General features: G+C 67.5%; 24 protein-coding genes. 9 read left to right on the plus strand and 15 right to left on the minus strand.

Features of this window, described 5'->3' with window-relative positions; genetic code table 11:
* From JKG68_RS24065 to JKG68_RS24080, 4 genes are all read left to right on the plus strand, one after another.
* Positions 1-257, plus strand: a 257-nt coding sequence (locus JKG68_RS24065) for an SDR family NAD(P)-dependent oxidoreductase (protein ID WP_202063878.1), incomplete at its 5' end; no start/stop codon positions are given.
* 46 nt (positions 258-303) lie between these two features.
* The gene (locus JKG68_RS24070) at positions 304-1,200 is read left to right on the plus strand and encodes a polysaccharide deacetylase family protein (protein ID WP_202063879.1); all 897 of its coding nucleotides are present in this window, start codon (positions 304-306) and stop codon (positions 1,198-1,200) included.
* A complete protein-coding gene (locus tag JKG68_RS24075; protein WP_202063900.1) occupies positions 1,200-2,264 on the plus strand; it encodes a DmpA family aminopeptidase in 1,065 nt (354 codons plus the stop codon). The genes JKG68_RS24070 and JKG68_RS24075 overlap by 1 nt, the downstream gene beginning before the upstream one ends.
* On the plus strand, positions 2,261-3,232 hold the full coding sequence (locus JKG68_RS24080) for an isoaspartyl peptidase/L-asparaginase family protein (RefSeq protein ID WP_202063880.1): 972 nt from the start codon (positions 2,261-2,263) through the stop codon (positions 3,230-3,232). Before JKG68_RS24075 ends, JKG68_RS24080 begins: the two co-directional genes overlap by 4 nt.
* A gap of 3 nt (positions 3,233-3,235) precedes the next feature.
* Here JKG68_RS24080 and JKG68_RS24085 read toward each other — a convergent pair whose 3' ends face one another.
* Together JKG68_RS24085 and JKG68_RS24090 are read right to left on the minus strand one after the other, a co-directional pair.
* Positions 3,236-3,910 (minus strand): RraA family protein, encoded by a 675-nt coding sequence (locus tag JKG68_RS24085; RefSeq protein WP_202063881.1) that lies wholly within the window; start codon positions 3,908-3,910, stop codon positions 3,236-3,238.
* Between the two features lie 9 nt (positions 3,911-3,919).
* A complete protein-coding gene (locus tag JKG68_RS24090; protein ID WP_202063882.1) occupies positions 3,920-5,143 on the minus strand; it encodes an aminotransferase-like domain-containing protein in 1,224 nt (407 codons plus the stop codon).
* Between the two features lie 228 nt (positions 5,144-5,371).
* Here JKG68_RS24090 and JKG68_RS24095 point away from each other — a divergent pair, with 228 nt between their 5' ends.
* The 3 genes from JKG68_RS24095 to JKG68_RS24105 all read left to right on the plus strand — a co-directional run bounded on the left by JKG68_RS24095 (position 5,372) and on the right by JKG68_RS24105 (position 7,940).
* Entirely contained in the window at positions 5,372-6,328 is a 957-nt protein-coding gene (locus JKG68_RS24095; RefSeq protein WP_210346437.1) for a cyclase family protein, read from the plus strand.
* 158 nt (positions 6,329-6,486) lie between these two features.
* Complete coding sequence (locus JKG68_RS24100) at positions 6,487-7,341, plus strand: oxidoreductase (protein ID WP_202063883.1); 855 nt, start codon at positions 6,487-6,489, stop codon at positions 7,339-7,341.
* A 125-nt stretch (positions 7,342-7,466) separates the two neighbouring features.
* Positions 7,467-7,940 carry a YbaK/EbsC family protein gene (locus JKG68_RS24105; RefSeq protein ID WP_202063884.1) on the plus strand — a complete coding sequence of 158 codons (474 nt, stop codon included), beginning with the start codon at positions 7,467-7,469 and terminating at the stop codon, positions 7,938-7,940.
* 4 nt (positions 7,941-7,944) lie between these two features.
* On the opposite strand, the gene JKG68_RS24110 is transcribed toward JKG68_RS24105, so the two are convergent.
* The 9 genes from JKG68_RS24110 to JKG68_RS24150 all read right to left on the minus strand — a co-directional run bounded on the left by JKG68_RS24110 (position 7,945) and on the right by JKG68_RS24150 (position 19,533).
* Complete coding sequence (locus tag JKG68_RS24110; protein ID WP_202063885.1) at positions 7,945-10,722, minus strand: PAS domain S-box protein; 2,778 nt, start codon at positions 10,720-10,722, stop codon at positions 7,945-7,947.
* The gene (locus JKG68_RS24115) at positions 10,719-11,399 is read right to left on the minus strand and encodes a chemotaxis protein CheX (RefSeq protein WP_202063886.1); all 681 of its coding nucleotides are present in this window, start codon (positions 11,397-11,399) and stop codon (positions 10,719-10,721) included. The genes JKG68_RS24110 and JKG68_RS24115 overlap by 4 nt, the downstream gene beginning before the upstream one ends.
* 4 nt (positions 11,400-11,403) lie before the next feature.
* Positions 11,404-11,787, minus strand: coding sequence for a response regulator transcription factor (locus JKG68_RS24120; protein WP_202063887.1), 384 nt, complete (start codon positions 11,785-11,787; stop codon positions 11,404-11,406).
* A 102-nt stretch (positions 11,788-11,889) separates the two neighbouring features.
* The gene (locus JKG68_RS24125) at positions 11,890-12,159 is read right to left on the minus strand and encodes a hypothetical protein (protein WP_202063888.1); all 270 of its coding nucleotides are present in this window, start codon (positions 12,157-12,159) and stop codon (positions 11,890-11,892) included.
* Positions 12,156-14,150 carry a chemotaxis protein CheA gene (locus tag JKG68_RS24130; protein ID WP_202063889.1) on the minus strand — a complete coding sequence of 665 codons (1,995 nt, stop codon included), beginning with the start codon at positions 14,148-14,150 and terminating at the stop codon, positions 12,156-12,158. Before JKG68_RS24130 ends, JKG68_RS24125 begins: the two co-directional genes overlap by 4 nt.
* On the minus strand, positions 14,150-15,037 hold the full coding sequence (locus JKG68_RS24135; protein ID WP_202063890.1) for a CheR family methyltransferase: 888 nt from the start codon (positions 15,035-15,037) through the stop codon (positions 14,150-14,152). Before JKG68_RS24135 ends, JKG68_RS24130 begins: the two co-directional genes overlap by 1 nt.
* The gene (gene cheB, locus JKG68_RS24140) at positions 15,034-16,134 is read right to left on the minus strand and encodes a chemotaxis-specific protein-glutamate methyltransferase CheB (protein WP_202063891.1); all 1,101 of its coding nucleotides are present in this window, start codon (positions 16,132-16,134) and stop codon (positions 15,034-15,036) included. Before cheB ends, JKG68_RS24135 begins: the two co-directional genes overlap by 4 nt.
* The gene (locus JKG68_RS24145; RefSeq protein ID WP_202063892.1) at positions 16,131-17,582 is read right to left on the minus strand and encodes a chemotaxis protein CheW; all 1,452 of its coding nucleotides are present in this window, start codon (positions 17,580-17,582) and stop codon (positions 16,131-16,133) included. The genes cheB and JKG68_RS24145 overlap by 4 nt, the downstream gene beginning before the upstream one ends.
* Positions 17,583-17,586: 4 nt before the next feature.
* Positions 17,587-19,533, minus strand: coding sequence for a methyl-accepting chemotaxis protein (locus JKG68_RS24150; protein ID WP_202063893.1), 1,947 nt, complete (start codon positions 19,531-19,533; stop codon positions 17,587-17,589).
* Between the two features lie 951 nt (positions 19,534-20,484).
* Here JKG68_RS24150 and JKG68_RS24155 point away from each other — a divergent pair.
* Together JKG68_RS24155 and JKG68_RS24160 are read left to right on the plus strand one after the other, a co-directional pair.
* A complete protein-coding gene (locus JKG68_RS24155; RefSeq protein ID WP_202063894.1) occupies positions 20,485-21,579 on the plus strand; it encodes a replication protein RepA in 1,095 nt (364 codons plus the stop codon).
* A gap of 98 nt (positions 21,580-21,677) precedes the next feature.
* Entirely contained in the window at positions 21,678-22,565 is an 888-nt protein-coding gene (locus JKG68_RS24160) for an MBL fold metallo-hydrolase (protein WP_202063895.1), read from the plus strand.
* Positions 22,566-22,580: 15 nt separating this feature from the next.
* Here the strand turns inward: JKG68_RS24160 and JKG68_RS24165 are convergent, their stop codons facing one another.
* The 4 genes from JKG68_RS24165 to JKG68_RS34840 all read right to left on the minus strand — a co-directional run.
* A complete protein-coding gene (locus tag JKG68_RS24165; RefSeq protein ID WP_202063896.1) occupies positions 22,581-23,564 on the minus strand; it encodes an aldo/keto reductase in 984 nt (327 codons plus the stop codon).
* A 79-nt stretch (positions 23,565-23,643) separates the two neighbouring features.
* Positions 23,644-23,817: a hypothetical protein gene (locus tag JKG68_RS24170; RefSeq protein WP_202063897.1), complete on the minus strand. Its 174-nt coding sequence runs from the start codon at positions 23,815-23,817 to the stop codon at positions 23,644-23,646.
* 126 nt (positions 23,818-23,943) lie between these two features.
* The gene (locus JKG68_RS24175) at positions 23,944-24,666 is read right to left on the minus strand and encodes a hypothetical protein (RefSeq protein ID WP_202063898.1); all 723 of its coding nucleotides are present in this window, start codon (positions 24,664-24,666) and stop codon (positions 23,944-23,946) included.
* A 154-nt stretch (positions 24,667-24,820) separates the two neighbouring features.
* Positions 24,821-24,955 (minus strand): DNA translocase FtsK (locus JKG68_RS34840; RefSeq protein WP_202063899.1); only part of this gene is annotated, 135 nt, incomplete at its 5' end.

A 24,955-nucleotide genomic window follows, 5' to 3' on the forward strand; every position in this document is an offset into this window, starting at 1 on the left:
AGCAGCTCAGCTTCGAGCTCGGCCCCTTCGGCGTCACAGTGAACAGCGTGGCGCCCGGGTTCGTTCTGTCGAACCCGGCCACCCAGCGCCAGTGGGAAAGCTACGGACCCGAAGGGCAGGCCCGCCTCGTGGAGAGCATCCACACGCGCCGCCTCGGCCATCCGCAGGACATCGCCAACACGGTGATGTTCCTGGTGTCGGACGCGGCGTCCTGGGTGTCGGGACAGATCATCTCCGTGGACGGCGGGCGCTCCTGATCCCGCCCCGAGCCAGACGTTCTTCATGAAAAGGATTCAAGACGCCATGGACGACATCAGCAGCCAGCCCTGGACATGGGAAGAGCAAACCTGGCGCAGCAAGGTGGAGCACGTGCGCGCCGGGCGCTCCATGAAGCCGGCCAAGTGGAAGAACGGCGCCCGCTGTGCCGTCGCCCTTTCGTTCGATTCGGACCACGAGACGAACGAGCTGCGCGACGGCGGCAAGTCCATCGGCCGCATGTCGCAGGGCCAGTACGGCAACCGCCAGGGCGTGCCGCGCATTCTCAACGCCCTTGCCAAGCATGACGCGAAGGCGACCTTCTTCGTCCCCGCCGTCGCCGCCCTCCTCTATGAGGACGAGCAGCGCCGGGTTGTGGCGGAGGGCCACGAGATCGGCATCCATGGCTGGATTCACGAGCTCAACAGCCAATTGCCCTATGAGATCGAGCGCGACCTGATGTTCAGGGCCACCGACGCCCTGGAGCGGATCACGGGCGTGCGCCCGGTGGGCCTGCGCACCCCGTCCTGGGATTTCAGCCCCACCACCCTGCGGATCGAGCGCGAACTCGGCCTGCTTTACGACTCCTCCCTGATGGCCGACGACGATCCCTATGAGCTGCTGGAGCATGGCGAGCCCACGGGCATCGTCGAGTTGCCGGTGGAGTGGATTCGCGACGACGCGGTCTATTTCAACATGCACCGCTTCAACGGCCTTCGCCCGCACACGCCGCCGACCGCCGTCTACGACATCTTCTTCCGCGAGTTCGAGCGGGCCTATGAGGAGGGCGGTCTGTTCCTGCTCACCATGCACCCGCATGTGACCGGCTACCGCTCGCGCATCTGGATCCTGGAAAAGCTCCTGGAGGAAATCACGCAACGCTCGGATGTGTGGATTGCAACCCATGCGGAGATCGCGGCCTTCGTGAAGGCGGAATGCCCCTGATGGAGCGCCCTGCCCGCGCCCGGGATGCCGGCCTTGCCTGCGGCGGCCTGCCTCCGGGTGCGCTCAACAGCATCGCGGATGTTCCGGGCGTGCGCGTCGGCCACCGCACTCTCGCGCATGGCAGCATCCGCACGGGCGTGACGGCCATCGTGCCCCATGGGGGCAACATCTACCGCCGGAAACCGGTCGCTGCCGTTCATGTGCTCAACGGCTTCGGCAAGAGCGCCGGCCTCGTGCAGGTGGAAGAGCTGGGCGCGATCGAAACACCGATCCTTCTCACCAACACCCTGTCCGTCGGCACCTGCTGCACGGCCCTGGTGCGCCACGCCGTCGCGCACAACCCGGACATCGGACGCGAGACCGCAACCGTGAACCCGGTGGTGTTCGAGTGCAACGACGGCTACCTGAACGACATTCAGGCCCTGGCCGTCACGGAAGAGGATGCGCGCGCCGCCCTGCTGGAGGCGTCGTCCCATGTGGAGGCAGGCTCCGTGGGCGCCGGCTGCGGGATGAGCACCTTCGGCTTCAAGGGCGGCATCGGCACCTCATCGCGCCGACTGAGCCTGACTGGACAAAGCTTTCATCTCGGCGTCCTCGTTCTCTCCAATTTCGGCCGCTCGGGCGACCTGCGCCTGCCCGACGGCAGGGTCGTCGCGCCTGCCACGGCTGACGCTGGCGAGAACGCTCCTGAAAAGGGATCCATCATCGTCGTCGCCGCCACGGATGTTCCGCTGAGCGACCGGCAGCTCAAGCGCATCATTCGCCGTTCCAGCGTCGGGCTTGCGAGGCTCGGGTCCTTCTGGGGGCACGGCAGCGGCGATATCGCCCTGGGCTTCACGACCGCGAACACCCTTTCCCATGACGAGAAGGCGGCGCTCGTCAACCATCGCATGCTCAACGAGAACCGGATCGACCTGCTTTTCGAGGCCATGGCCGACGCCACGCAGGAAGCCGTTCTCGATGCGCTTGTCGCAGCAGGCTCCATGACGGGCCGCGACGGCCATCGCCGCCCAAGTCTGCTCGACGTTCTGACATCTCTCCCACCACTGGAAACCTCATCATGACCGGCATCACGGCATCCGACGATTTCGCTCTCGCCATCCATGGCGGCGCGGGCACGATCCTGCGCAGCAAGATGACCCCTGAGCGCGAGGCGGCCTACCATGCGGGCCTGCGCCGCTCCCTCGAAGCAGGCCGCGCGGTTCTAGCTGAGGGCGGCAGCGCGCTCGACGCGGTATCCGCCGCCGTCATGGCGCTGGAGGACGAGCCCTTGTTCAACGCCGGACGCGGCGCGGTCTACACCTCCGCCGGCAAGCAGGAGATGGATGCGGCCGTGATGGACGGCCGCGACCGCGCTGCCGGCGCCGTCGCGGGCATCTGCGGCCCGCGCAATCCGATCCTCGCCGCCCGAGCCGTGATGGAGCATTCGGGCCACGTGGTGCTCATCGGCGAAAGCGCCCTGGAGTTCTGCCGCGCCCAGGGCCTCGCCTTCGAGGAGCCGTCCTACTTCTACACCGAGCAGCGCTGGCAGGCCCTGCAGGAGACGCTCGCCATGCGCAAAAGCGGCGCGGACGACGGGGACGAGTCGCGCAAGCACGGCACGGTCGGAGCCGTCGCCCGGGACCGGAGCGGCAATCTGGCGGCGGCCACATCGACCGGCGGCATGACCGCGAAGTCACCGGGCCGCGTCGGCGACAGCCCCGTCATCGGCGCCGGCACCTGGGCCGACAACGAGACATGCGCCATCTCGGCGACCGGCCATGGCGAGATCTTCATCCGCTATGCGGCCGCTCACGAGATCGCCTCCCGCATGCGTTATGCTGGACAATCCTTAGAGGAAGCCTCCCGCGCCGTGGTGATCGACATGCTGGCGCCTGCCGGAGGCTCCGGCGGCATCATCGCCGTCGATCATGCAGGCAACGTGTCGCTGCCGTTCAACTGCTCCGGCATGTATCGCGGCGTCGTCAGAGGCGACGGCGTGCTGCGCACCGCGATCTACGACGAGCCGCTCATCAGCTTCCAGGGCCGCTGAGGCTCAACGGCTCTCGTCGGCTTTGGGAACGTTGAAAACGTCGACGGTGCTCCTGCCGGTGGCGAGCACCGCCTCCCACTCCGTCTCGGCTTTGACCCGCGCCAGGGCGGCCGGGAGCAGTTCCTCGGCCCGCTGGCGCGGCACGAAGACGAGGCCGTCATCGTCGCCGATGACGATGTCGAACGGCGAGACGGGCACCCCGCCGAACACGACCGGCTCGTTGACGGTGCCGCGCTCCATGGAGGACGGACCGCGGGGCGTCACCCAGCGCGAGAACACCACGAAATCCGGCCATTCGGACAACATCCCGGCATCCCGCACGGCGCCATCGATGATCACGCCGGCGATCCCTTTGCGCCGGGCCGATCCGCTCAGGAGCTCGCCGATCATGGCGGCATCGCTCCGGCCGCCCGCATCGACCACGATCACGTCGCCTGCCTGGGCGATGTTGATCGCGTGATGCACCGGTCCGTAATCGGCCGCCTCGCACCAGGCCGTGACGGCGCTTCCCACCAGCCACGACTTGGAGCCGAACCGGCGCAGAGGGCGGATGCCGGGATCGGCATGCCCCCTGCCCCGCAGAAGATCCGCCGCAACCGCGGCCGGGATCTTGCGCCATTCGTCGAGGATCGCGGCAGGCAAGCGTTCGCCGCTCGGCTGGTGCAGGCGTGTGGGCATGATGAACTCCTATTCGGCGGCGGCGCGCTGCGAGGCGAAGGCCCGCACGGCCCGGCTGAGGCGGCGCACGCCCTCCTGAAGACGCTCGGGAGGATTGGCGGTGAAATTCAACCGAAGGCTCGGGCTCGCCTGCCCGCTCGGGTCGAAGACGCTTCCCGGCACGAAGGAGACCCCCTCCTCCAATGCGAAGGAAAGCAGCGCATTAGTGTCGAGGCCCGGCCGGCGCGCCGTCATCCACACGAACATGCCGCCCTCGGGCACCTTCCAGTCGAAGAGATCGGAGAGGTGCTCCTGCGCCGCGGCGCAGAGGGCATCGCGCCGCTCGCGATAGGCGTCTACAAGCGTCGGAACATGCCGCCGATCCGCATCGGCGCGGATCAGCTCCAGGGACACCGCCTGGCAGAAGGTGCTCGTGCTGAGATCCGACCCCTGCTTGGCCTGCGCAAGCGCGCGAATCATCTCCGGCGCGCCCACGGCCCACCCGACGCGCAGGCCCGGCGCGATGGTTTTCGACAGGGTGCCGAGATGCACCACCGGCCCATCGTAAACGGTCGATTCCGGTCGCGCACTCATCTCCAGCAGGGAAGGCTGGACGGCTCCGTCATAACGGAGCTCGCCGTAAGGATCGTCCTCGACGAGCCAGATCCCGCTCTCCTCGGACCGCGCGAGCAGCGCCTCGCGCTCGGCCCGCGCCAGCACCGCTCCCGTGGGGTTGGAGAAGTTCGGCACCACATAGGCGAACTTCGCCTCGGGCCATCTCTCCCGGTATGCGAGCTCGGCATAGCGCGGCTGACGCGGGAGCCAGGCGTCCAGGGCGCCGAGATAGGTCGGGTATTCGGCCAGGATCGCGTCGCCCGCATCGATCAAGGCCTTGCCGATGAGTTCCACCGCCTGGAGCGAGCCGGTCGTGATCAGAACGTTTTCAGGGGTGAGCTTGAGGCGCTCGGTCGAGAGGCGGCGCGCGATGGTCTCGCGCAGTTCGGGAAAGCCTTCGACGGCCCCATAGCTCAGCGCCGCACTTCCATGCGTTGCCAGCGCCCTTTCGGTTGCAGCCTGCACGTCATCGACCGGATAGAGTTCAGCCGCGGGCAGACCGCCCGAGAGGGCGATCAGCCCAGGGCGGTTGCCGAAGGAGAGGAACTGCTGGGTGATGCTGTTGCCCTGCCCCATCCAGGCCGCGAAATCCGGACGGCGCATTGCAGGATCGGAGGCGGAATCACGGGAACCCGACATGGCATCTCCTTGGCTCGCCGGCGCGTCGCAGGGCGAACGGGAGTGGGATGAGAGACCCGCGGGAGGCCGATGTCAACGCAGACTAAAAGCAGTGTCCCGTTTTCGATCACGCCGCCGAACATTCGTCCTAGGGCTGCAAGACTTTACGTCATCCGACAGTAAATCAAACGTTGAACTGGCCTGCACATGCATGAATGATTGCGGTGATCAGCCAAGGGAGAGCAGATCTTGATCTCGAACACCGTCTCAGCAGCCGTTTTCCTCGCAACCACTCTCGCCTCGTCCGTTGTCCTCGCGCAGCAGCCTGCGCAACAGCAGACGGGGCTATGGTCCGTCTACGAGCAGAGCATCAAGGGCGCCAAGCACATCGACCTCACCCACGCCTTCGCGCCCGTGCAGCCGGTCTGGCCGGGCTTCGGCCATGCGGAATTCAAGGCGACGGCGGCGGGAGCCGACATTCCCGGCTATGTGAAGAAGGGCGACGAATACACCTATGCCAAGCACGGCTTCGTCGCCACGAGCTACACGCTCACCACGGACCAGTACGGCACGCAGCTCGACCCGCCGGCGCACTGGGACGAATACGGCGCCACGATCAGCGATCTTCCGCCCACCTACGCGGTGCGCCCCCTCGTGGTGATCCCGATTCATGAGAAGGTGGCGGCCGATCCGAACTATCACCTCAGCGTGCAGGACGTGCGCGATTGGGAGAGCCGGAACGGGCGGATTCCTGAAGGCGCTGTCGTGATGGTCCGCTCGGACTGGTACAAGGGCTGGAACGACCCGGCCCGCTTTGCCACCAAGCCGCATCCGGGGGTCAGCCTCGACGCGCTCAAGTTCCTGCATCTCGAGCGCAAGATCCTGTTCCACGGCCATGAGCCTCTCGACACCGACACCACGCCGACGCTCGAAGGCGAATCCTGGCTTCTCCACAACCACTTCACCCAGGCCGAGGGCGTCGCCAATCTGGACAAGGTGCCCGAGGCCGGCGCCCTCGTCTCCATCGGCTTCGCCAAGCCGCTCGGCGGCACCGGCGGCTATGCCCGCTATGTTGCCATCGCTCCGGCGGATTGGCCCCATGGCGTGACGGTGGCGGAGGCTCCGGGCGCTCCCCTGCCGAAGCAGAGCGCACCGCTGCGCCGCGACGAGAAGGGCGTCATGCGTCCCCAGGCCGGGGCGAAGTAAGTCTTGCACCTTGCGTGGGCTGCTGCGCGGCAGCCCACGCGTTCCCATCCACCGGCTATTTCCGCATCACCCAGGGACCCTATATCCGGCGTCTCGAACAGGCCGGCTCCCACGATCTGCCAGAGCGGAGCCAACATGCGGAACAATGGAGTTGGCCCATGGCATTGAACGAAAACCCAGTCTGGTTCATCACGGGCTGCTCCACAGGATTCGGCCGGGAGCTTGCCCAACTGGTGCTTCGGCGCGGCTGGCGCGCCGTGGTGACCGCCCGCGACGCCGCAAGAGTCCAGGACCTCACCCAGGGCTATGAGGACCGGGCGCTGGCCCTGTCGCTCGACGTCACCCGAAACGACGACATCATGGCCGCCGTCAAGGAGGCCGAGAGCCGTTTCGGCGCCATCGATGTGCTCGTGAACAATGCGGGCTACGGCTACCAGTCCTCCATCGAAGAGGGCGACGAGGCCGAGATCCGGGCGCAGTTCGACACCAACGTCTTCGGCCTTGCGGCCATGACCCGCGCGGTGCTTCCGGGCATGCGGGCGCGGCGCCGCGGGCACATCGTCAACATCTCATCGCAGGCCGGCTTCATCGGTTACGAGGGTTCGGGCTATTACGCCGCCACCAAGCATGCGGTGGAGGGATTGTCCGATGCGCTGTCCAAGGAAGTTGCGCCGCTCGGCATCAAGGTCACCTGCGTCGAGCCGGGCCCCTTCCGCACCGATTGGGCGGGCCGCTCGCTGCAGCAGCGCCGTCCGGCGATCGCGGACTACCAGAGCACGGTCGGCGCGCGGCTCGAAGCAACGGCGAACTACAGCGGAAAGCAGCCCGGCGATCCGGTGCGGGCGGTGGAGGCCATCGTCAAGGCCGTGGAGGCGGACAATCCGCCCAAGCACCTGGTCCTGGGATCCATCGCGCTCGAGGGCATCGGCAACAAGCTGAAGGAGACGCTTGCCGAGGTCGAGGCCTGGGCCGACACGAGCCGCAGCGCCGACTACCCCGAGAGCGAGCGCTGAAAACAGGTTTGCGCCTGCCGCCCGATGAAAGCTAGCATGCGCGGCCCGATCACCCTGGGTGGTCGGGCCGCCGTTCCTTACGGTGCGCCCCGCCTCCCCTCCGTCCTGTCAGGAGACCACCGGCCATGAGCCTTGAATCCGTTCGCGCCTTTCTTTCTCGCAACGCACCGGATATCGAGATCATCGAGATGGAAACGAGCACCGCCACGGTCGCGCAGGCGGCCGAGGCGCACGGGGTGGAGCCGGCGCGGATCGCCAAGACCCTGTCCCTCCGCGTGGGGGAACGCAGCTTCCTCGTGGTCACGAGCGGCACGGCGCGGCTGGACAACCGCAAGGTCAAGGCGGCCTTCGGCGGCAAGGCATCGATGCTGGATGCCGAGCAGGTTCAGGCGCTCACCGGCCATCCGGTCGGCGGGGTCTGCCCGTTCGGACTGGCGACGCCGCTTCCGGTCTATTGCGACCACTCGTTGAAGGCCTTCGACGAGGTCGTGCCCGCGGCGGGCTCGATCCACACTGCCGTGCGCATCAGCCCGCAGCGCATGGCCGATCTCGTCGGCGCGGATTGGGTGGATGTGTGCCAGGAGCAGCCCGGCGCCTGACCCGCTACGACCGCGCCCGTTCGATGATCTTGCGAATGCGAACGGTCAGGTCCTCTATGGCGAAGGGCTTGGTGACCATCTCCATGCCCGGCGCCAGGAAGCCGGACGCCATGGCGGCCTGTTCGGCATAGCCGGTGATGAAGAGCACCTTCAGGTCGGGACGCACCAGGCGCGCGTGATCGGCGAGCTGGCGGCCGTTCAGCCCCGGAAGGCCCACATCGGTCACCAGCAGATCGATCCGCTGCTTGGATTCCAGCACCTTGAGCCCGGAGGGGCCGTCGACCGCTTCCAGGGCGCGATAGCCCAGATCCGCGAGCACTTCCAGGATGAGGCTTCTGACAACCGGCTCATCCTCGACCACCAGAACCGTTTCGCCGATCTCCGCCCGATGGGTTTCGTTCAAGGCCGTTGCGGCCGCCTCGTCGGCGACTTCGCCATGATAGGGAGGCAGATAGATCTTGACGGTCGTGCCCCTGCCGACCTCGCTGTAGATCCGCACATGTCCTTCGGACTGCTTGGCGAAGCCGTAGACCATGGAAAGGCCGAGGCCGGTTCCCTCGCCGATCGGCTTGGTGGTGAAGAACGGATCGAAGGCCTGCGCCAGCACATCGGCCGGCATGCCGCTCCCCGAATCCGACACGCAGATCATCACGTAGGGGCCCGGAGCGAGATCCTGCTGGGTGGCGGCATACACCCCATCCAGGTGCGCACTCGACGTTGCGATGGTGAGCTTGCCGCCCTCGGGCATGGCGTCCCTCGCGTTGATCGCGAGGTTGAGGATGGCGCTTTCCAGCTGGTTCGGGTCGCACAAGGTCAGCGGCAGATCCCGGGCCGTCACGATCTCGAGCTGGATCGCCTCGGAGGTGGTCCTTCGCAGGAGCTCCTCCATGGACATGACAAGCCGGTTGGCATCGACCGGCTTGGGATCGAGCGGCTGGCGCCGCGCGAAGGCGAGAAGCCGGTGGGTCAGCGCGGCGGCCCGGTTGGCGGACTCCGTGGCCGCCTTGGCATAGCGCCCGAGGTTCTCGGTCCGCCCCTGCGCCATGCGCGTCTGCATGAGGTCGAGGGAGCCCACGATGCCGGTCAGCAGGTTGTTGAAGTCGTGCGCGATGCCTCCGGTCAGCTGGCCGACGGCCTCCATCTTCTGGCTCTGGCGGAGCTGCTCCTCCAGCTGCTTGCGCTGGGTGACATCGCGGCCGACGCTGTAGAACACGTCGCCCGCCGGGGCGAAGGTCCAGTTGATCCAATGGTAGGCGCCGTCCTTCGCCTGGATGCGGATGTCGAAGTCCTTGACCGGCTCGCCGCTCTGCAGGGCTTCGAGCAGATCGTTGCTCGGAGCCCGGTCCTCCGCGTGAACCCAGGTCACGAACCGGGTTCCGACGACTTCGTCCTCCGTGTAGCCCAGAAGCTCCGTCCAGGCCGGGTTGACGGCCGTCAGGTAGCCGTCCGCGTCGCAGACGCTGAACAGATCGCTCGAAAGGCTCCAGAGCCGGTCGCGCTCTCGCGTGCGCTCCTCCACGCGGTTTTCGAGCTTCTCATTGAGCTCCCGGAGCCTTTCTTCGGACCGCTTGGCGGCCGTGATGTCGTAGATGACGCCGATGAAGCGCAGGCCCGCGGTTTCGGCGTCCTGGACGTATTCGCCCCGCCGTGCCAGCCAGCGCAGCTCTTGGTCGTCGGCCCGGTGAATGCGGAACTCCACATAGGACGCGCCTTCCTGGGACGCGCCTTCCTGGCCGGAGCTCTGCTCGACGATGGCGGCGTCGCCCGACAGCACGAGCGCATTGACCGTGCGGACCGGCAGGACATTGCTCGGGTGAAGGCCCAGCAGGCGGCAGAACTCGTCCGAAACGCTGACGGTCGCAAAGCCATGCACGTACTCGAACGTGCCGATGCCGCCCGCGCTCTGCGCGATGCGGAGCCGCTCCTCCACATGCTTCTGCTCGGTGATGTCGACGACGACTCCGGTGAACCTCAGGGGCTTGTCGTCCCGTCCGAAGAGGCAGCGTCCCCGCGCATGAACCCACCGCATGGAGCCGTCGGCGGAGAGAAGCCGATACTCCTTGGAGAAGATTTCCGCCCCGTTGAGGATGCCCCCGACCGCAAGGCGGATCCTCAGGCGGTCCTCAGGATGAATGGCCGCGAAGAACGCATCCGCCGGCAGGCCCTTGGCGGCATCGACCGGGTCGAGGCCGTGCAGCACCGCAAACCGGGCGTCCGCCGTCAGAATCCGATTGGGTATGTCCCAATCCCAGGACCCGCCGGTCCCGGCGACCGTCAAGGTCAGCCGAAGCCTCTCGTTGGTCTGATCCAGCTCCTTCTGGCTCGCCCAGAGAGCGGCCTGCGTCTGCCTGGCCTGATGCGCCTGCGTGACGTCGACCTGGGTCGAGAGGAAGAACAAGGGCTCCCCGTTCTTCTCGCCGATCGGGGTGATGAAAAGATGGTTCCAGAAATGAGACCCGTCCCTGCGCTGGTTCAGGATCTCGACCGAGATCGCCTGCCCGGACGCGATCGCCTCACGGATCTGCGCAACCGTGCCCTGGTCGGTCTCCGGCGCCTGCAGAAAACGGCAGTTGCGGCCCATGGCCTCGTCGGGCGAGTAGCCCGTGATCCGGCAGAAGGCCTCGTTCACGAAGATGATCGGGTTGTCGGGCAGCCGCGGATTCGTTGCGACCATGGGCAGGCCCGATCGCTCAAGAGCCGAGAAGATGGAGCCTGCCGCGTGACGTAGCTCACCTGTGGCGGCCTTGATCGCCTCGCCTTGGAAAAAAGTTTGGGCGGTCATACCTGCCAAGTTGTGCTTGAGTTGCTGTCCGACGCCATGGTCTCGACATCGCCCCCGACGACCCGCTCGATGAAGCCTGCAATCAGCTCCTTGAGCGCCGTGAGCGATGGCAGATCCATGAGCATCGCAATATAGCCTCGGATGTCCCGATTGCGCACGGAAAAGTTGATGTAGAGAAAAAGGACCAGGCCGTCCGTGGGCCGATCCTGGGAGATCGCGAACATCCGGGCGCTGTCGCCGCGAAACACCTCCGGCAGGGAGACGGTCAGGGAGCGCTTGAGCATGTTCGCCATGGTGGCCAGGCAGCCGTTCAGGATCACGTTTCCCGTCTCGGCGAGGGCCTCCTGCTCCAGCTCGGCGATCTGCTCGGGCGGCACGTCGCTCCCGATGATCGCCCGGACCAGATCGAGGCTGGTTGCCTCGGGGAAGATCAGCAGCGCGCGTCCCGAGAACGCGCCCTCGAACTGCTGCTGGATGGCCACGAGCCCGTCCGTCTCCCGCTCCCCGATCAACCGGGCGGCATCCTGCGGCGGCATGATCTCGATGGCGGGAACCGAGAGAAGAACCTCCTCGCCGATCATCTTGCGCAGGCTCGAGGCGGCGCGGCTGACGCCGATATTGACCAGCTCGGTCAGGGCATCGCGTTCGAGATCCGTCAGAGAGATTTCAGCGGCCATGGGATCACCCGCCGCCGGAGCGCAGGCGCAGGGCCGCCCCGGAGATGAACCCCCTGAGCCCGTCCTCGGTCAGCGGCTTGCTCACGAAGGTGGCGTTGACCTCCCTGGCCCGCGCGATGACCTCGTCCTGGATGTTGGCCGTGATCACCGCGATCGGCATGGTCGGGTGGGTGACGCGCAGCTCGGCTGCCAGCTCGAGGCCGTCCTTGTCCGGCATGTTGAAGTCGATCATGGCCAGGTCGATTTTCCTCTCGCTCAGGATAGCGAGGGCATCGTGTGCGTTGCCGGCCTCGATTCGCTCCCATTCGGGCTGCAGCGCAGCCAGGGTCTTGCCGGCAACGATGCGTGCCAGCTTGCTGTCGTCGACAATCAAAACAGTTGTTGCCACTCAGGTACTCCGCCAGAGGAAACGGCTGCCCGGAACGAGCGGCTCCGCTTGGGAAACACGGTATCTGCCTCTTTTAGGGTCTGCCTGGAGAATGACAACCGTTCAGCCATCGTTCGGCTCCCCATCCGGCAGATCTGTTGTGATCAATGAGGGAGTAATCCAGTCCCTGAGGAAGGAATCCTTGCCCTCCCCCCGGATCGAGGGCTTGAGGGCCATCAGAATCTGGAGCACCGCCGCATGCAGGTGCTCGGCGGCCGAAAGGTCGACGATGCGGCTCCTGTCCGCCTGAAGCCATCCGAGCAGCGGCTCGGCATCTTCGACCCGGCATTGCCCCTCCAGAAGGATCGCATGGCCTTCAAGGCGTACGGTCATCCGATCAGCTCCGGAACATCGAGAATCATCAGGACGCTGCCGTCGCCGAGCAGGGTCGTTCCCATCACGCCGGGCATCCCCGCGAGGATCCCGTCCATGGGCCGCATGAGAACGTCCATCCGTTCGGCAAAGCCATCGACAGCGATGCCGACCAGTTCGTCGCCCACGGCCATGACCACCACCTTCACGGCCGCGCCCTTATCCGGCGCACGGGGGATCTCCAGCAGGCTGGCGAGCCTGACCAGGGGAAGGGTCCGGTCGCGCAGGACGAAGGCCTCCGCCTCCTGAACCGGCAGGATGCGGGCGCTGGGGACGAACGCGGTCTCGACGATGCCGTCCAGGGGAAGGCCGTAGAGCTCGCCGCCGACCCGCACGGCCATCACTTTCGTCATGACGATGGTCAGGGGCAGCGACAGGCGGATCGTGGTGCCGCGCCCCAGCCGGCTTCGAACCCCGATCTGCCCGCCCAGCCGCTCGATCGAGGACCGCACCGCATCCATGCCGACCCCGCGGCCGGACAGTTCGGTAACCTCCGACGCCGTCGAGAAGCCCGGAGCGAAGATCAGGCCAATGACCTCCTCGTCGCTCATGCCGTCGATCCCGTCGCCCGAAGCCAGGCCGCGCTCGCGGGCGACGCGCCGGATCGCCCCGGGATCGATGCCCCGACCGTCGTCCTCGACCTCGACGAGAACCCGGTCGCCGTCGCGCCGCGCCCGCAGCACCACTCGGGCGCCCGCCGGCTTGCCGGCCTCCTGGCGCAGGTTCTCCGGCTCGGCGCCGTGACCGATGGCGTTTCGAAGCACGTGGAGCAGGGGCTCGAACAGGCCCTCCACGACGGACTTGTCCGCCTCCACATCCTCCCCTTCCATGGAGAAATCGATGGTTTTGCCGAGCGGGCCGGCGATCTCCCGGACGGCCCGCGGAAAGCGCCGGAAGATGTCACGCATGGGCATCATGCGAACATCCATGATGGCCCCGTGCATCTCGGCCACGAGACGGTCGATGACTGCCTGGCTCGCCTGGAGGCCCTGGACGAGGCTCTTCCCGTCCATCCCGTCCGCGCCCTGGGCGGCCAGATGCGCCAGCGCGTTCTTGGCGACCACCATCTCGCCGACGAGATCCGCCAGGCGGTCGATCCGGGCCGCATCGACGCGAAGCATCCGCGCGCTCGCCCCGCCCGCCGGATCCGGCGACGGGCCTGCGGCGGCGCTGTCTTGCCGCATGCCGTGAGCATCCCCTGGGGCGCCGCGCGCCGCCTCCTGCAGGGTCACCTGGTCGGGGACGAAGCGGAACACCGCCTTCACCGCGTCGAGGGCTGCTCCCGAGAGAGCCTCCACCTGGAGATTGCAGGCGAAAGGGTCGATCTCCCCGGCGGGAGGCCATGGATCCCGGTTCGAGAGGCGCACGGCAATCAGGTCCGGAACCGAGCGCAGGAGCGCCACCGGGTCGTCGCCGGCAAAGAAGCAGTCGGCCCGCGGCGTGTACCGGATCGCCACGAGCGGCGTATCGCCCGACCTCAGGGCCGCCGGATCGGGGCATGCGGCCTTCAGCTCCTCGATCCAGGCGAGGTCTGCCGCCGGAACCGTGGGAGCCGCGTCGGCCGAACCTTCGTCGAGCTGCGCGCGCAGCACGCGGGCGATGCGGTACCCCTCCTCGGCCGCGCCGGCCGGCAGGTGCCCGGTCCGCTCGATGGCGTCGACCCAGCGCTCGCTCTGGCCGATGCACTCCAACAGGCTGTCGATCGCCTCGCCGCCCATCGCCCCGCGCCCGTCCCGGAGGGAGCCCAGGAGATCTTCGGCCGCGTGGAGCGCCAGGCCCATGGGGGCGAAATCGAAAAGGCCGACGGAGCCCTTCAGGGTGTGTACCGCCCGGAAGGCGCTGTCGAGATGCGCGGAGCCCGCGGGGTCGCGCTCCAGGGCCAGCAGGCTGTCGGTCGCCTGCTGAACGAGCTCGCGGGCCTCGACGATGAAGTGCTGGAGCAGATCGTCCATCACGCACCCTCCCCGGGCCGCTGATAAACGATGGCGTCCTCGAAGCGGCGAAGATCGAACCGCTTCGAGATCCGTGCCATCGACTCCGTATGGCCGAGGCAGATGTACCCGCCCGGACGCAGGGCGTCGTAAAGGTTGTTCGCCGCGAGAAGGCGCGAGGCGTCGTCGAAATAGATCAGGACGTTGCGGCAGAAGACGATGTCGAACCGGCCCTGCGCCGCCACCGATGCCGTGTCCACCAGGTTGGCCCGGGTGAACCTCACCGATTCCCGCAGGTCCTCGATCAACCGGCGCTGCCCGTCGCCCGTGGGCTCGAAATAGCGCTCCACCACGTCCGGCGGCAGGCGCGACAGGGCGCGGGTCCCGTAGTCGCCGACTGCGGCGTCCTGGAGAACCTGCGTGTCGATGTCCGAGCCCACGATCTCGATGTTGTAGGCATCCACCAGCGGCCAGTTCTCGAGCAGCCAGATGGCGATGGAATAGGGCTCCTCCCCGGTCGAGCACGGCACCGACCAGATCCGCACGAGATCGCCCGGCTTCTTGTGCTGCACGATGCCCGGCAGAAGCGAGCGCCCGAGGCAAAGGAGCTGGTGCTCCTCGCGATAGAAATAGGTTTCGTTGACCGTGAAGATGTTGATCAGGTGCTCGACTTCGCCGGCGTCCGCCTCGACATGGGAGAAGTAGGCCGGAAAGGAGCGCGCGCCCGTCGCGGCCATGCGGTCCGCGACGCGCCTTTCGATGTAGTAGCGCTTGCTCTCCCCGAAGATCATGCCGGTGCGCTGGTACAGGAACGCGCACAGACGGCGCAGATCGTCGACCGCAAGGGCGGACGCGGACCGTCCGCTCGGCCTGGCTGTCTTGTCCGTCGAGCGGGGTTGCCGGCTCATGGGCGCTCCACCAGGTCCATGAGCCGGTCGGCGATCTGCTCCAGAGGGGCCACCACGTCCGCCCCGCCCCGCCGCACGAGCTCGCCCGGCATCCCCCAGACGACGGCGCTCTCCTCGGCCTCCGCGATGGTGCGGCCGCCCTGCCCGTGAAGCCGGGTCATGGCCTGGGCCCCGTCACTGCCCATGCCGGTCATCAGCACGCCGATCAGGCGCTCGGGCGCGAAGTGCTGCATGGCGCTGTCCACCAGGCGGTCGACGCTCGGGTGCCAGCGATGCTCCGGAAGGGACGGGGCCGCCATCACGACGGGGCCGTCCGGGCGGACGCTCACGATCACGTCCGCATCGCCCTTCCCGATATAGACATGCCCCGACGCCAGGGGCATCGGATAGGCCGCCTCGATCACGGTCAGCGCGCAGAGCTTGTCGAGCCGCCGGGCGAGCGGGCCCGTGAACGAGCCCGGCATGTGCTGCGCCACCACCACCGGCCAAGGAAACCCTGCCGGCAGCCGCGAGAGCAAGGCGTCGAGGGCCGGCGGTCCGCCCGTGGACGTGCCGACGAGAACGAGACCCCGCGTCGGGACGGCCTTGATCCGCCGCTGCGGCGACGGGGAGGAAACGGGCTTGCGTGGCGCCCTGGCCGGCGGCGGGTTCCCGAGACCGCTGCGCAGCCGCACCCGCTCGGCGAGCCTCAGGCTGCCGGGCAGGCGCGCTCGCGATGCGGCGCGAACCTTTTCGACCAGCACGGGAGCCAGTGTCTCGATCTCCAGGGAAAGGGCCCGGTCGGGCTTCGTGATGAAATCCACGGCGCCCAGCGCGAAGGCCTCCAGGGTGACGCCCGCGCCGGCCTCCGTCAGGGACGAGACCATCACGACGGGGCAAGGGCGCTCCAGCATGATGCGGTCGAGGCAGGCGAGCCCGTCCATCTCCGGCATGTGAACGTCCAGGGTGATCACGTCCGGCTTGAATTCGACGAGCTTCTCCAGGGCCTCCACGCCGTTGCGCGCCAGGGCGACCTCGAAGTCGCCCTCGGCCGCAAAGACGCCGCCGAGAAGACGGCGCATCAGGGGGGAATCGTCGACGATCAGGAGCCGGATCACGAGGGTGGAAGCTCCGTGCCGCCGCTGCCCATGGCGGCGATCAGGTCCTTCTCGGCCCGGTCCAGAAGCTCGCGCGGATTGAGCAGGAGGATCATGCGCCCCTCGATCTCGATATTGGCGATCCGGTCGACGACCTGACTGCCCTCGGCGGCAAGGTCGGGCGTTGCGCGAAGCTGGCTTTGGGGGATCTTGAGAACCTCGGACACGGTGTCGACCACGAAGCCCGCGTGCATCCCGTCGATCCTGACGACCACGATCCGCTCCCGCCGGCTCTCCCCCCGCCCCTCGAACTTGAAGCGCCGCCGCTGGTCGATCACGGGAACGACCCGGCCGCGCAGGTTCATGACCCCCTCGATGAAGGCCGGAGCCTTGGGCAGTCGGGTGAGGGTGTCGGGCACGCGCACCACCTCGTCGACGGCCCCGATGGGCAGGCCGTATTCCTCGCCGCCCAACCGGAACACGATGAACTGCTCGTCGCCGTCCGACGGCCCGTCGGCTGTGCCCATGTCCTGGTTCTTTCCCGCTTGCGGCATCATCTGTTCGGCCAGGGCCTGATCGCGAAACAGGCTGTCGGCCGACAGCACCGAAACCAGCCGCCGCCCGCCGTCGAGCCGGCAGATCCCCTGAATCCTGGCCTCCGCCCCGCCCCGGGCCAGGATTGCCGGAACGGGATCGATCTCGGCGGAGGGAACGCGAAGGATCTCCCGCATGCCGTCGGTCACGAGGCCCACCAGCGCATCGCCAGCCCGCGCCACGACCACGCGGGACCGGCTGCCCCCCTGGCTTGCGGCGCGCAGGCCGAGCAGTCCCCGCAGGGAGGCCAGCGGGAGCAGCCGGCCGCGAAGGGTCATGACGCCCAGCATGACGGCGTCCGCATGGGGAACGGCCGCAACACCCTGCGGAAGCGCCACGACCTCATGAACCGAGCCGAGCGGCAAGGCGAAATCCTGGCCTGAAACGGTAAAGCAGACGAGAGCCGCCTCGTCCCGGGCAAGCGCCGTCGGCGCCTGGAAGCCTTGCGGCGTCGAGGCCTGCCTGTGCTGCCCTCGCCTGACGAAGCTGCCGAAGTCGCGGGACAGGAGCGTGTCGAGGTCGATCAGACGGGCTGGCGCCCGGCCCTCCCCGCCGTCGTGTCCCGCTCCTGCGCCCAGGGACGCCACCTTGTCGATCACGAGGCCGACCGGTGCGCCGCGGTCGATCACCACCACGCGGGCGGTCTCGGGCGGGGCGGCCTTGCCTCCGAGGAGAGCGTGCAGCGAAACGACCGGCATCACCGCGCCGCGCAGGTTGGCCACGCCGACGAGGCTCGACGGCCCGAGCGGAACCCGGGTGACCGCCGGGGGGCGGATCACCTCGGCGACATCCGCAGCCGGAAAGGCGAAGCGCTCGTCGCCCACCTCTACGGTCAGGAACGACTGAGCGACAGCCGGAGGGGCCGTCTCCGTCATGGGCTTACGACTCCGCGATCTGGAGTTCATCCGCGAGGGAGGCGATCTCCTCGATGGCCGCGGCCAGATCCTCGGCGCCGCGCGCCTGCTGGCGGGCGGCGGTCGCGGCCTGGGCTGCGGCGCTTCCGGCCTGTTCGGCGACGGCGGCAACCTGCTGCGTGCCCAGCCTGACCTCGCGCACGGCCGTCAGGACCGTCTGGGTCCCGGACAGGATGGCGGTGCTGCCCTGCCGGATCGCGGCCACGTCGGCCTCCACCGCGCCGAGGCGCTCGGCGATCAGGGTGTTCTTGGCAACCTCCGCCTGCGAGATCGCGGCGCTCTGCTCCAGGTCGCGCCGGATGACGGTGATCCGGTCGCGGATCTGGCGCACGACGTCCTTGATGCGGTCGGCGTTCTCGGAGGCGTCCCGCGCAAGATTGCGGATGTCGCCGGACACGATGGCGAAGCCGCGCCCGGCCTCGCCGGCCCGAGCCGCCTCGATGGAGCCGCTCACGGCCAGCATGTTCGTCTGGACGGCCACGAGGGCGATGCCGTCGACGATCTTCTCGATGCGCCGGCCGGAATCGTCGAGGCCGCCCATGAGGCCGATGACCGCCCGCGTCTCGTTCAGAGATCCCTCGATGCCGGCGGCAAGCCGCATCGTGGCGCTGCGGTTGTCCTGGAAGGCCGCGGCCAAGGCCTCGATGCGCTCGGCCGAGGCGCCCGCCACATCCTGCGTCGCGCCGCTCGCCCGCTCGATCTGCTCCATCGCCGCATTGGCCTGCTGGGTGGCCGCAGCCTGCATCTGGGCTCCCCGGTTGATCTGATCGACGGCGGTCATGATCTCGCCTGCCGCGCCCGAGAGCTCCTGGATGGCGGCGGACAATTCCTCGGCTGCGGACCCGACCTGCTCGGCGCTCGAAGCGCCTGCGGTGTTCGCCTGGAGATCGTCCGCAAGGGCCGCAAGCGCCTGAGCGGTGCGCTGGCTCTCGTCCAGGGACGCGCTCTGCTGCTGCACCGCGCGCTGCGCCTCGGCGGCGGCGGCAGCCTGTTCCTCGGCCGCGCTGGCCACCTGCTCCGCGCCGCGCTGGGCCTCGCGGATCGCCGTCTCGGCCTCCACGGCGGCCACCAGGATGGCTTGGCTTCCTTCGGCGAGCAGCGCGGCCTCGGAGCGGATCCGGTCCAAGGCTGCAACCACGGTACGGCCCACCTGGGCCTCGCCGGATGCGGTTTCGGCTGCGGCCCTGACCCGTTCGGCCACGGAGCGCACCTCGCCGACGATGCTTTCCGCGAGCACCTGAATGTCCTGCGCGCTCTTCTCCGAGTTGCCGGCCAGGGCCCGCACCTCGTCGGCAACGACCGCAAAGCCCCGGCCGTTCTCCCCGGCCCGGGCCGCCTCGATGGCTGCATTGAGCGCCAGAAGATTGGTCTGGTCGGAGATCTCGCCGACGGTGCGGGTGATGCTGCCGATATCGGCGGCCTGCTGATCGAGAAGCGAGATGATCTCGACCATGCCGCGCTGGCGCACCGCATTGGCCTCGACCGATGCCACGGAGGCGTCGATCTGGGCACCGGTCTCGATCAGCAGGGCCTGGAGGCCCGCCGTCCTGGCGCGGGACGCCTCCGCATGCTGGCGCGCGTCGGAGAACGAGGCGCCGAGGCTCATGATGGCCGACAGGGATTGCTGGGCGGCGCCTGCGGCCTCCTCGGCCCCGGCGGCGATCTGCTCCATGGAACGGCGCAGCTGCTCGGCCGCGGACGATGCCTCGGCGACGCCGCTTGCCAGCTCCTCGGTGGCGGCGCCGATGCGCTCCGCCGCCTTCTGCTGCCGGGCCCGGACGCGCTCGAGGGTCCGCCGCTGCAGGCTTGCTCCCCTGGGAGGGGCTGGAGCCGCTGCGGAACCGGCGTCATCACCGTTCGCCTGACGTGGGTTGCTCCTGCCTGCAAGTTCGGACGTCTTGACCAGTGCCATCGATGGCCTTTGATGTTGTGTACGATGTTGGAGTGCCTTGGCCCGACAGGCCTGTTTCCCGCAGGCTCGGCCGAGGCGGGGCAAGGGCGAGACCCAAGTTTTATAGGCCTCCGCGTGACATAGGCAAGCGACCCATTGGGTGCGGTCGGCCCCATGAGGCCCCGTTCCACAGGACGAAGAGTTCGATTCGCCCCAGGTCCAGGCGATCCCTACGCGGCGGCTGGCAACGTCCTTCCTTCCAAAATTCCAATTCAAAAAACCAGTTCTTTTCGGCCCATAAGCTAAGTATCTGAATCGATTCAGATTCAGCAAGATTATGAGTCAGTTATATGGGAGAGGCGAAATCCCAATGATCTCATCGGCTTAACCCAATCCTGCGTATTGAACTCTGCGCCGCCCCGAATAGAGATCTGCGCGAGCCCGTATCGAACTCGGCGCGGGAATCGGGCCCGTCACATAGGAGTCTGCGCAGACGCGTATCGGACTCTTCGACAAGGCCCGATCAAGTCATTGAAAAACAAGTACAATTATAATTATTCCCGCATTCGACTCTGCGCATCCTGCCTCCCGCGGCTCGGGAAGGAGCGCAGGCAAACCCGGCGGCCGGAACGATGCAACAGGATCGAACCGGCCTGAAAACCCGGAATGAACCCCGCGTATCGAACTCTGCGCATGCCTCGCCCCCGGTTTGGGGCCTGGCCGCCATGGGGCGGGAGCCCGCGTATCGAACTCTGCGCAGCCCCTGTCGACGATTGCAGGGCAGCGATGGCGGGACGCAGAGTTCGATTCACCCTCGCTCAGGAGCTTGGTCTCCAGGCAGGCCGACGAGCCGTCCTGACGAAAGCTTTGGATAACTCCACGGCAGGCTGCGTTGTGACGGATCCAAGCTCAGTTTGGAGTCGTTGCGAGTCCGCGAGCCCACATCCGTGCCTCTCAAAGACGAGAACAATCATGAGCGTCGATGAACAGATTTCCACGATCCGCGACCCCGATCTTCTGCAGGAGGTCGAGCGGGCCCGCGGTCATTTCATGTTCAAGACCCTCATCGAGCACATCGCCCACAAGCAGGCCCAGCGGGACGCGGAACAGAAGAAGCAGCGCGACGAGGAGACCCGCCGCACGGCCATGAGCCGGGATCAGCGGCGCCGGGACGCGGTGCGCGAGGTGATCGAAAGCGCCCCGAGCTCGCCCGAGAACATCCAGCACATCCACAGCGTCCTGGCGCTCTGCGGGCTGCCCTATCGCGAACCCAAGGGCGAGCGCGAGTTCTTCCGCGAGTACGGACGCAACACCCTGAGCATCATGTCGGGGCGCCTCAAGAACCCGAAGACCGGCCAGATGGAGGTCCAGGGGCTTCCCTACGGGCCCAAAGCCAGGCTGGTGCTGCTGCATCTCTGCACGGAGGCGGTTCGCCAGCGCAGCGCGAAGATCGAGGTGGCCGACAGCCTGTCGGGCTTCATCAAGCAGATGGGATTTCCCGTAACCGGAGGCGAGCGCGGGACCCTGCGCCAGTTCAAGGAGCAGCTCAACCGGCTCGCGGCCTGCACCATGCAGATCGGCCTGTGGGACGGGGCGTCCAAATCGAGCACGCTCAACGTTCCGCCCTTTCGCCAGCTCGACATCTGGCTGACGGGGAACTCCGACCAGGGCCTGCTCTGGTCCAACACGGTGCAGTTCCACGCCGAGTTCTACGACAACCTCATCCAGCATGCCCTGCCGGTGGACATCCGGGCGGCCCGGGCCTTCGCCGGCTCGGCCCGGAAACTCGATATGCTGTTCTGGATGGGCTACCGCCTGCGGACGGTGCAGCGCCCGCTGCGGCTCTCCTGGGACAACCTGCACAAGCAGTTCGGCTCGGACAATGCCAGCATCCGCAGCTTCAAGCAGGCCTTCAAGGGCGACCTTGCCCACATCAAGGAGGTGTTCCCCCGCCTCCAGGTGACCCTCGACGACGGCGGAATGCTGCTCCTCCCGACCGATCCGAGCGAGCTGCTCGTCCGGCCCAAGCGCAGCACCCTGGAAAACCGTGCGTCTTCAGCAGCTTAGATACGCAGAGTACGATTCGCCTCGGGCCCTGCGGGTGGTGCCGCAGGCCGGAAGATGCTCTATTGGGCCAACCGTCACTGGCCTTACCGGGAGCCCCGATGCCTGACCTCGGATCGACCCTGCGCATTGTCCGTCCCGCGCCGAACGTGGTCGCCTTCTACGACGGGCGGATCTCCGGGATGCGCGCCTATTCGCCCGAGCCCAACTGGCTCGACGACGGCGCCTATGAGCTGGGGGTCTGCACCTATGCGATCGTGAGCGGAGCCGAGGCCCTGGTCTACGACACGCACATATCGCCGGCTCATGCCCGGGCCATCCGCAAGACGCTGGCTGACGAGGGCATCCCCCGGCCGACGGTGGTTCTGAGCCACTGGCACCGGGACCATGTGGCCGGAAACGAGGTTTTTGCCGATTGCGAGATCATTGCCCACACCCTCACCGCCCGGACGCTGGAGGAGCAGCGCCCGTCGATCGAAACCGGCAAGCCTCCGATCCGGCCGCTGATCGGGCCCACCCGAACCTATGAGGGAAGCCTCCGGATCAAGGTTGGGGATCTGGGGGTGGACCTGCGTCATGCGGACATCCACAGCCTGGATGGGACGCTGCTGCTCGTTCCGGAAAGAAGCCTGCTGTTTGCCGGCGACGCCCTGGAGGACCCGATCACCTATGTGGCGGAACCCGGCAGGCTTGCGATCCACCTCGCCAGCCTCCGGCGCATCGCCGGGTGGCCGGTGGAGCGGATCCTGCCGAACCACGGGGACCCGGACGTCATTGCCCGGGGAGGCTATGGGCCCGGTCTCGTCCAGGCGACCATCCACTATCTGGAAAAGCTTCTCCGGCTGCGGTCCGAACCCGACCTTGCGGACCGCCCGCTTTCCGAATGGATCCGGGACGATCTCGCCCAAGGCTGGATCCATGCGTTCCCGCCCTACGAGGCGGTCCATCGCGAGAACCTGCGCAAGGTGCTCGCGCTTTCATCGAGCTGAAGGCTCGCCTGCGGGTCAGGCCTTCGGCGTGGGCGCACCGGGCGGGAGCAGCCCTTCCTGCCTCAGGTCGTCCCAGAGCGCGGGCGGAACGGGTGCCGCCATGAGCCGGGCGTTCTCCCGCACCTTGTCGGCATGCTTGGCGCCGGGAATGATGGCCGCCACCACAGGATGCGCGGCGCAGAACTGAAGCGCGGCCGAGCGCAGGTCGACCCCGTGGCGGCCGCACACCGCCGCGATCCGGTCGCGCTTCTCGACCATCTCGCGGGGCGCTTCCTGGTATTCGAAGTTCCGGCCGCCGGCCAGCAGGCCGGAATTGTAGGGGCCGCCGACGACCACATGCACGCCCCGGTCCGCACACATGGGGAAGAGCCGGTCGAGGGCGGGCTGGTTGAGGAGGCTGTACCGCCCGGCGAGCAGGAACACGTCCGGGTCCGACATCTCGAGCGCCCGCTCGCAGGGTTCGGTGAGGTTGACGCCCAGGCCCCATCCCTTGATGACGCCTTCGTCCCGCAGGCGAATGAGGGCCTTGGCGGCGCCGTTCATGGCGATTTCGAACAGCTCCTCCCAGGCCTCGCCATGGTGGTCCGCCGCCACGTCGTGGATGTAGGCGATGTCGATCCGGGCCAGGCCGAGCCGCTGATAGCTGTCTTCGATGGACCGCATGGTCGCGTCGTAGGAGTAGTCGTACTCGCCGCGGAACGGCAGGCCTTGAACGAAGGGCGGATTGTCCGCCCCGCCCGGAGCCGGGCGCATCATGCGCCCGACCTTCGTCGACAGTACGAACGACTCGCGCGGATAGCGGCGGAGCACGTTGCCGAAGCGGTGCTCGGAGAGACCGCTGCCGTAATGGGGGGCCGTATCGAAGTGGCGCACCCCTGTCTCCCAGGCCGCGACGAGCGCGGCCTCGGCCGTCTCCTCGGACACGACATCGAACATGTTGCCGAGCGGAGCGCCGCCGAAGCCGAGCGGGCCAGGGGGTGCGAAGTGCGGCTTTGTCATCGTGTGTCCTTCCAAATCCAAATCTGACCAAATCCAAATCTGACACGGTCCCGATGGGCTCACATCCGGGGAGCCTTGATCATTTCCGTTTGATCCTGCCCACAACCCAGCCAGCGAGACCCAGCACCGCCAATCCGGCGAGGAAGCCGATGCCAGCCCCCCAGGTAACGCCGGGCGAGCCCATGGCAAGGTATCCGGCGAAGGCGCCCGCCACAAACAGCACAAGGGGCGCGAGGCATCCAATGCCGATCATCGATCCCGCTCCCCTGGCCCTTTCCGTCTTCTGCATACCCAGTCCTGACCCGGGACCGGTGCGGGCGAAGAATGAGGCGCCCCGCAGTGCAGGGAACAACTCCGCGCGCTCAGGTGCGATCCCCGATCACAGCTCCGGCACGGCGAGAGCATGGCGCCTTTCCGCGCGATGGGCGGTTTCCTGGGCGCATTTCTCAAGATGCGCCGTCTTGTTGATCACCTGCAGGTTGGGAGCGCCCCAGAAAGCGAGGAGGCTCGGCCAGGGCGTCAGCCGGTGTTCGGCCCTGACCCGGAAGAGCGGCATGCGATGGTCCACTTCGGCGGTCTTGAGCAGGCGGCGGCCGCTTAGGGGACATCTCCGCTTCTGGCGGATCTTCAGCGCCTTCAGGTGATCGCTGGGCGCCGTCCAGAACTGCCAGGCAACCACGCAGGCTGCATGCCACACGGCGTTCTTGTTGGGCTTCCCGTCGCCCCACAGGTCACGGTGCCATCCCAATCTGTAGACGGGCTGTCCGCAGACGCAGCAATGGCCGGGGCCTCGCGTGAAAGCCTCCTCCCGGTAGGGAGCTGGCGGAACGCGAAACGACACCGGCAGGCCCGGCATCTTGTCCTGTCCCAGACGCCACTGCCATCCTTCGGGCTCCCCGCTCCTTGCGGCGAGCGCCCGTGCCAGCCTGTCGGCCATGAGCGGGCGGTGCCGCCAGTAGGACTCCACCGCCCGGCGCTGGGTTGCGGGGATGAGCGGGCGGTTGAGCGCGTGGTTCAAAACGCAGGCCGGAAAGAGCGTGGACAGGCGGCTCTCGAGCCGGGCCCGTGCCCTCGTGTTTTTCTCGTCGCGCCAAGTGGACATGTCTGAAGGCCCGCATCGTTCGTTGTCATGGCCGGAGAACCTGCCGCGACGTGCCGGTCCGGAGCCTCACGGATTACGGCCGAGCGGTTCGAAGATCCCGAACCGCTCGGCCGCTGCATCTGTCTTCCCAGTTTGCGGAGCTGCACGACCAACTCTAGTCGGCGAACTCCCCGCGCAGGATCTCGCGCTTGCCGGCGTGGTTGGCAGGTCCCACGATCCCTTCCTTCTCCATGCGCTCCATGATCGAGGCCGCCCGGTTGTAGCCGATCTGCAGGCGCCGCTGGATATA

The sequence above is a fragment of the Microvirga aerilata genome (assembly GCF_016743775.1).
Classification (GTDB): Bacteria; Pseudomonadota; Alphaproteobacteria; order Rhizobiales; family Beijerinckiaceae; genus Microvirga; species Microvirga aerilata.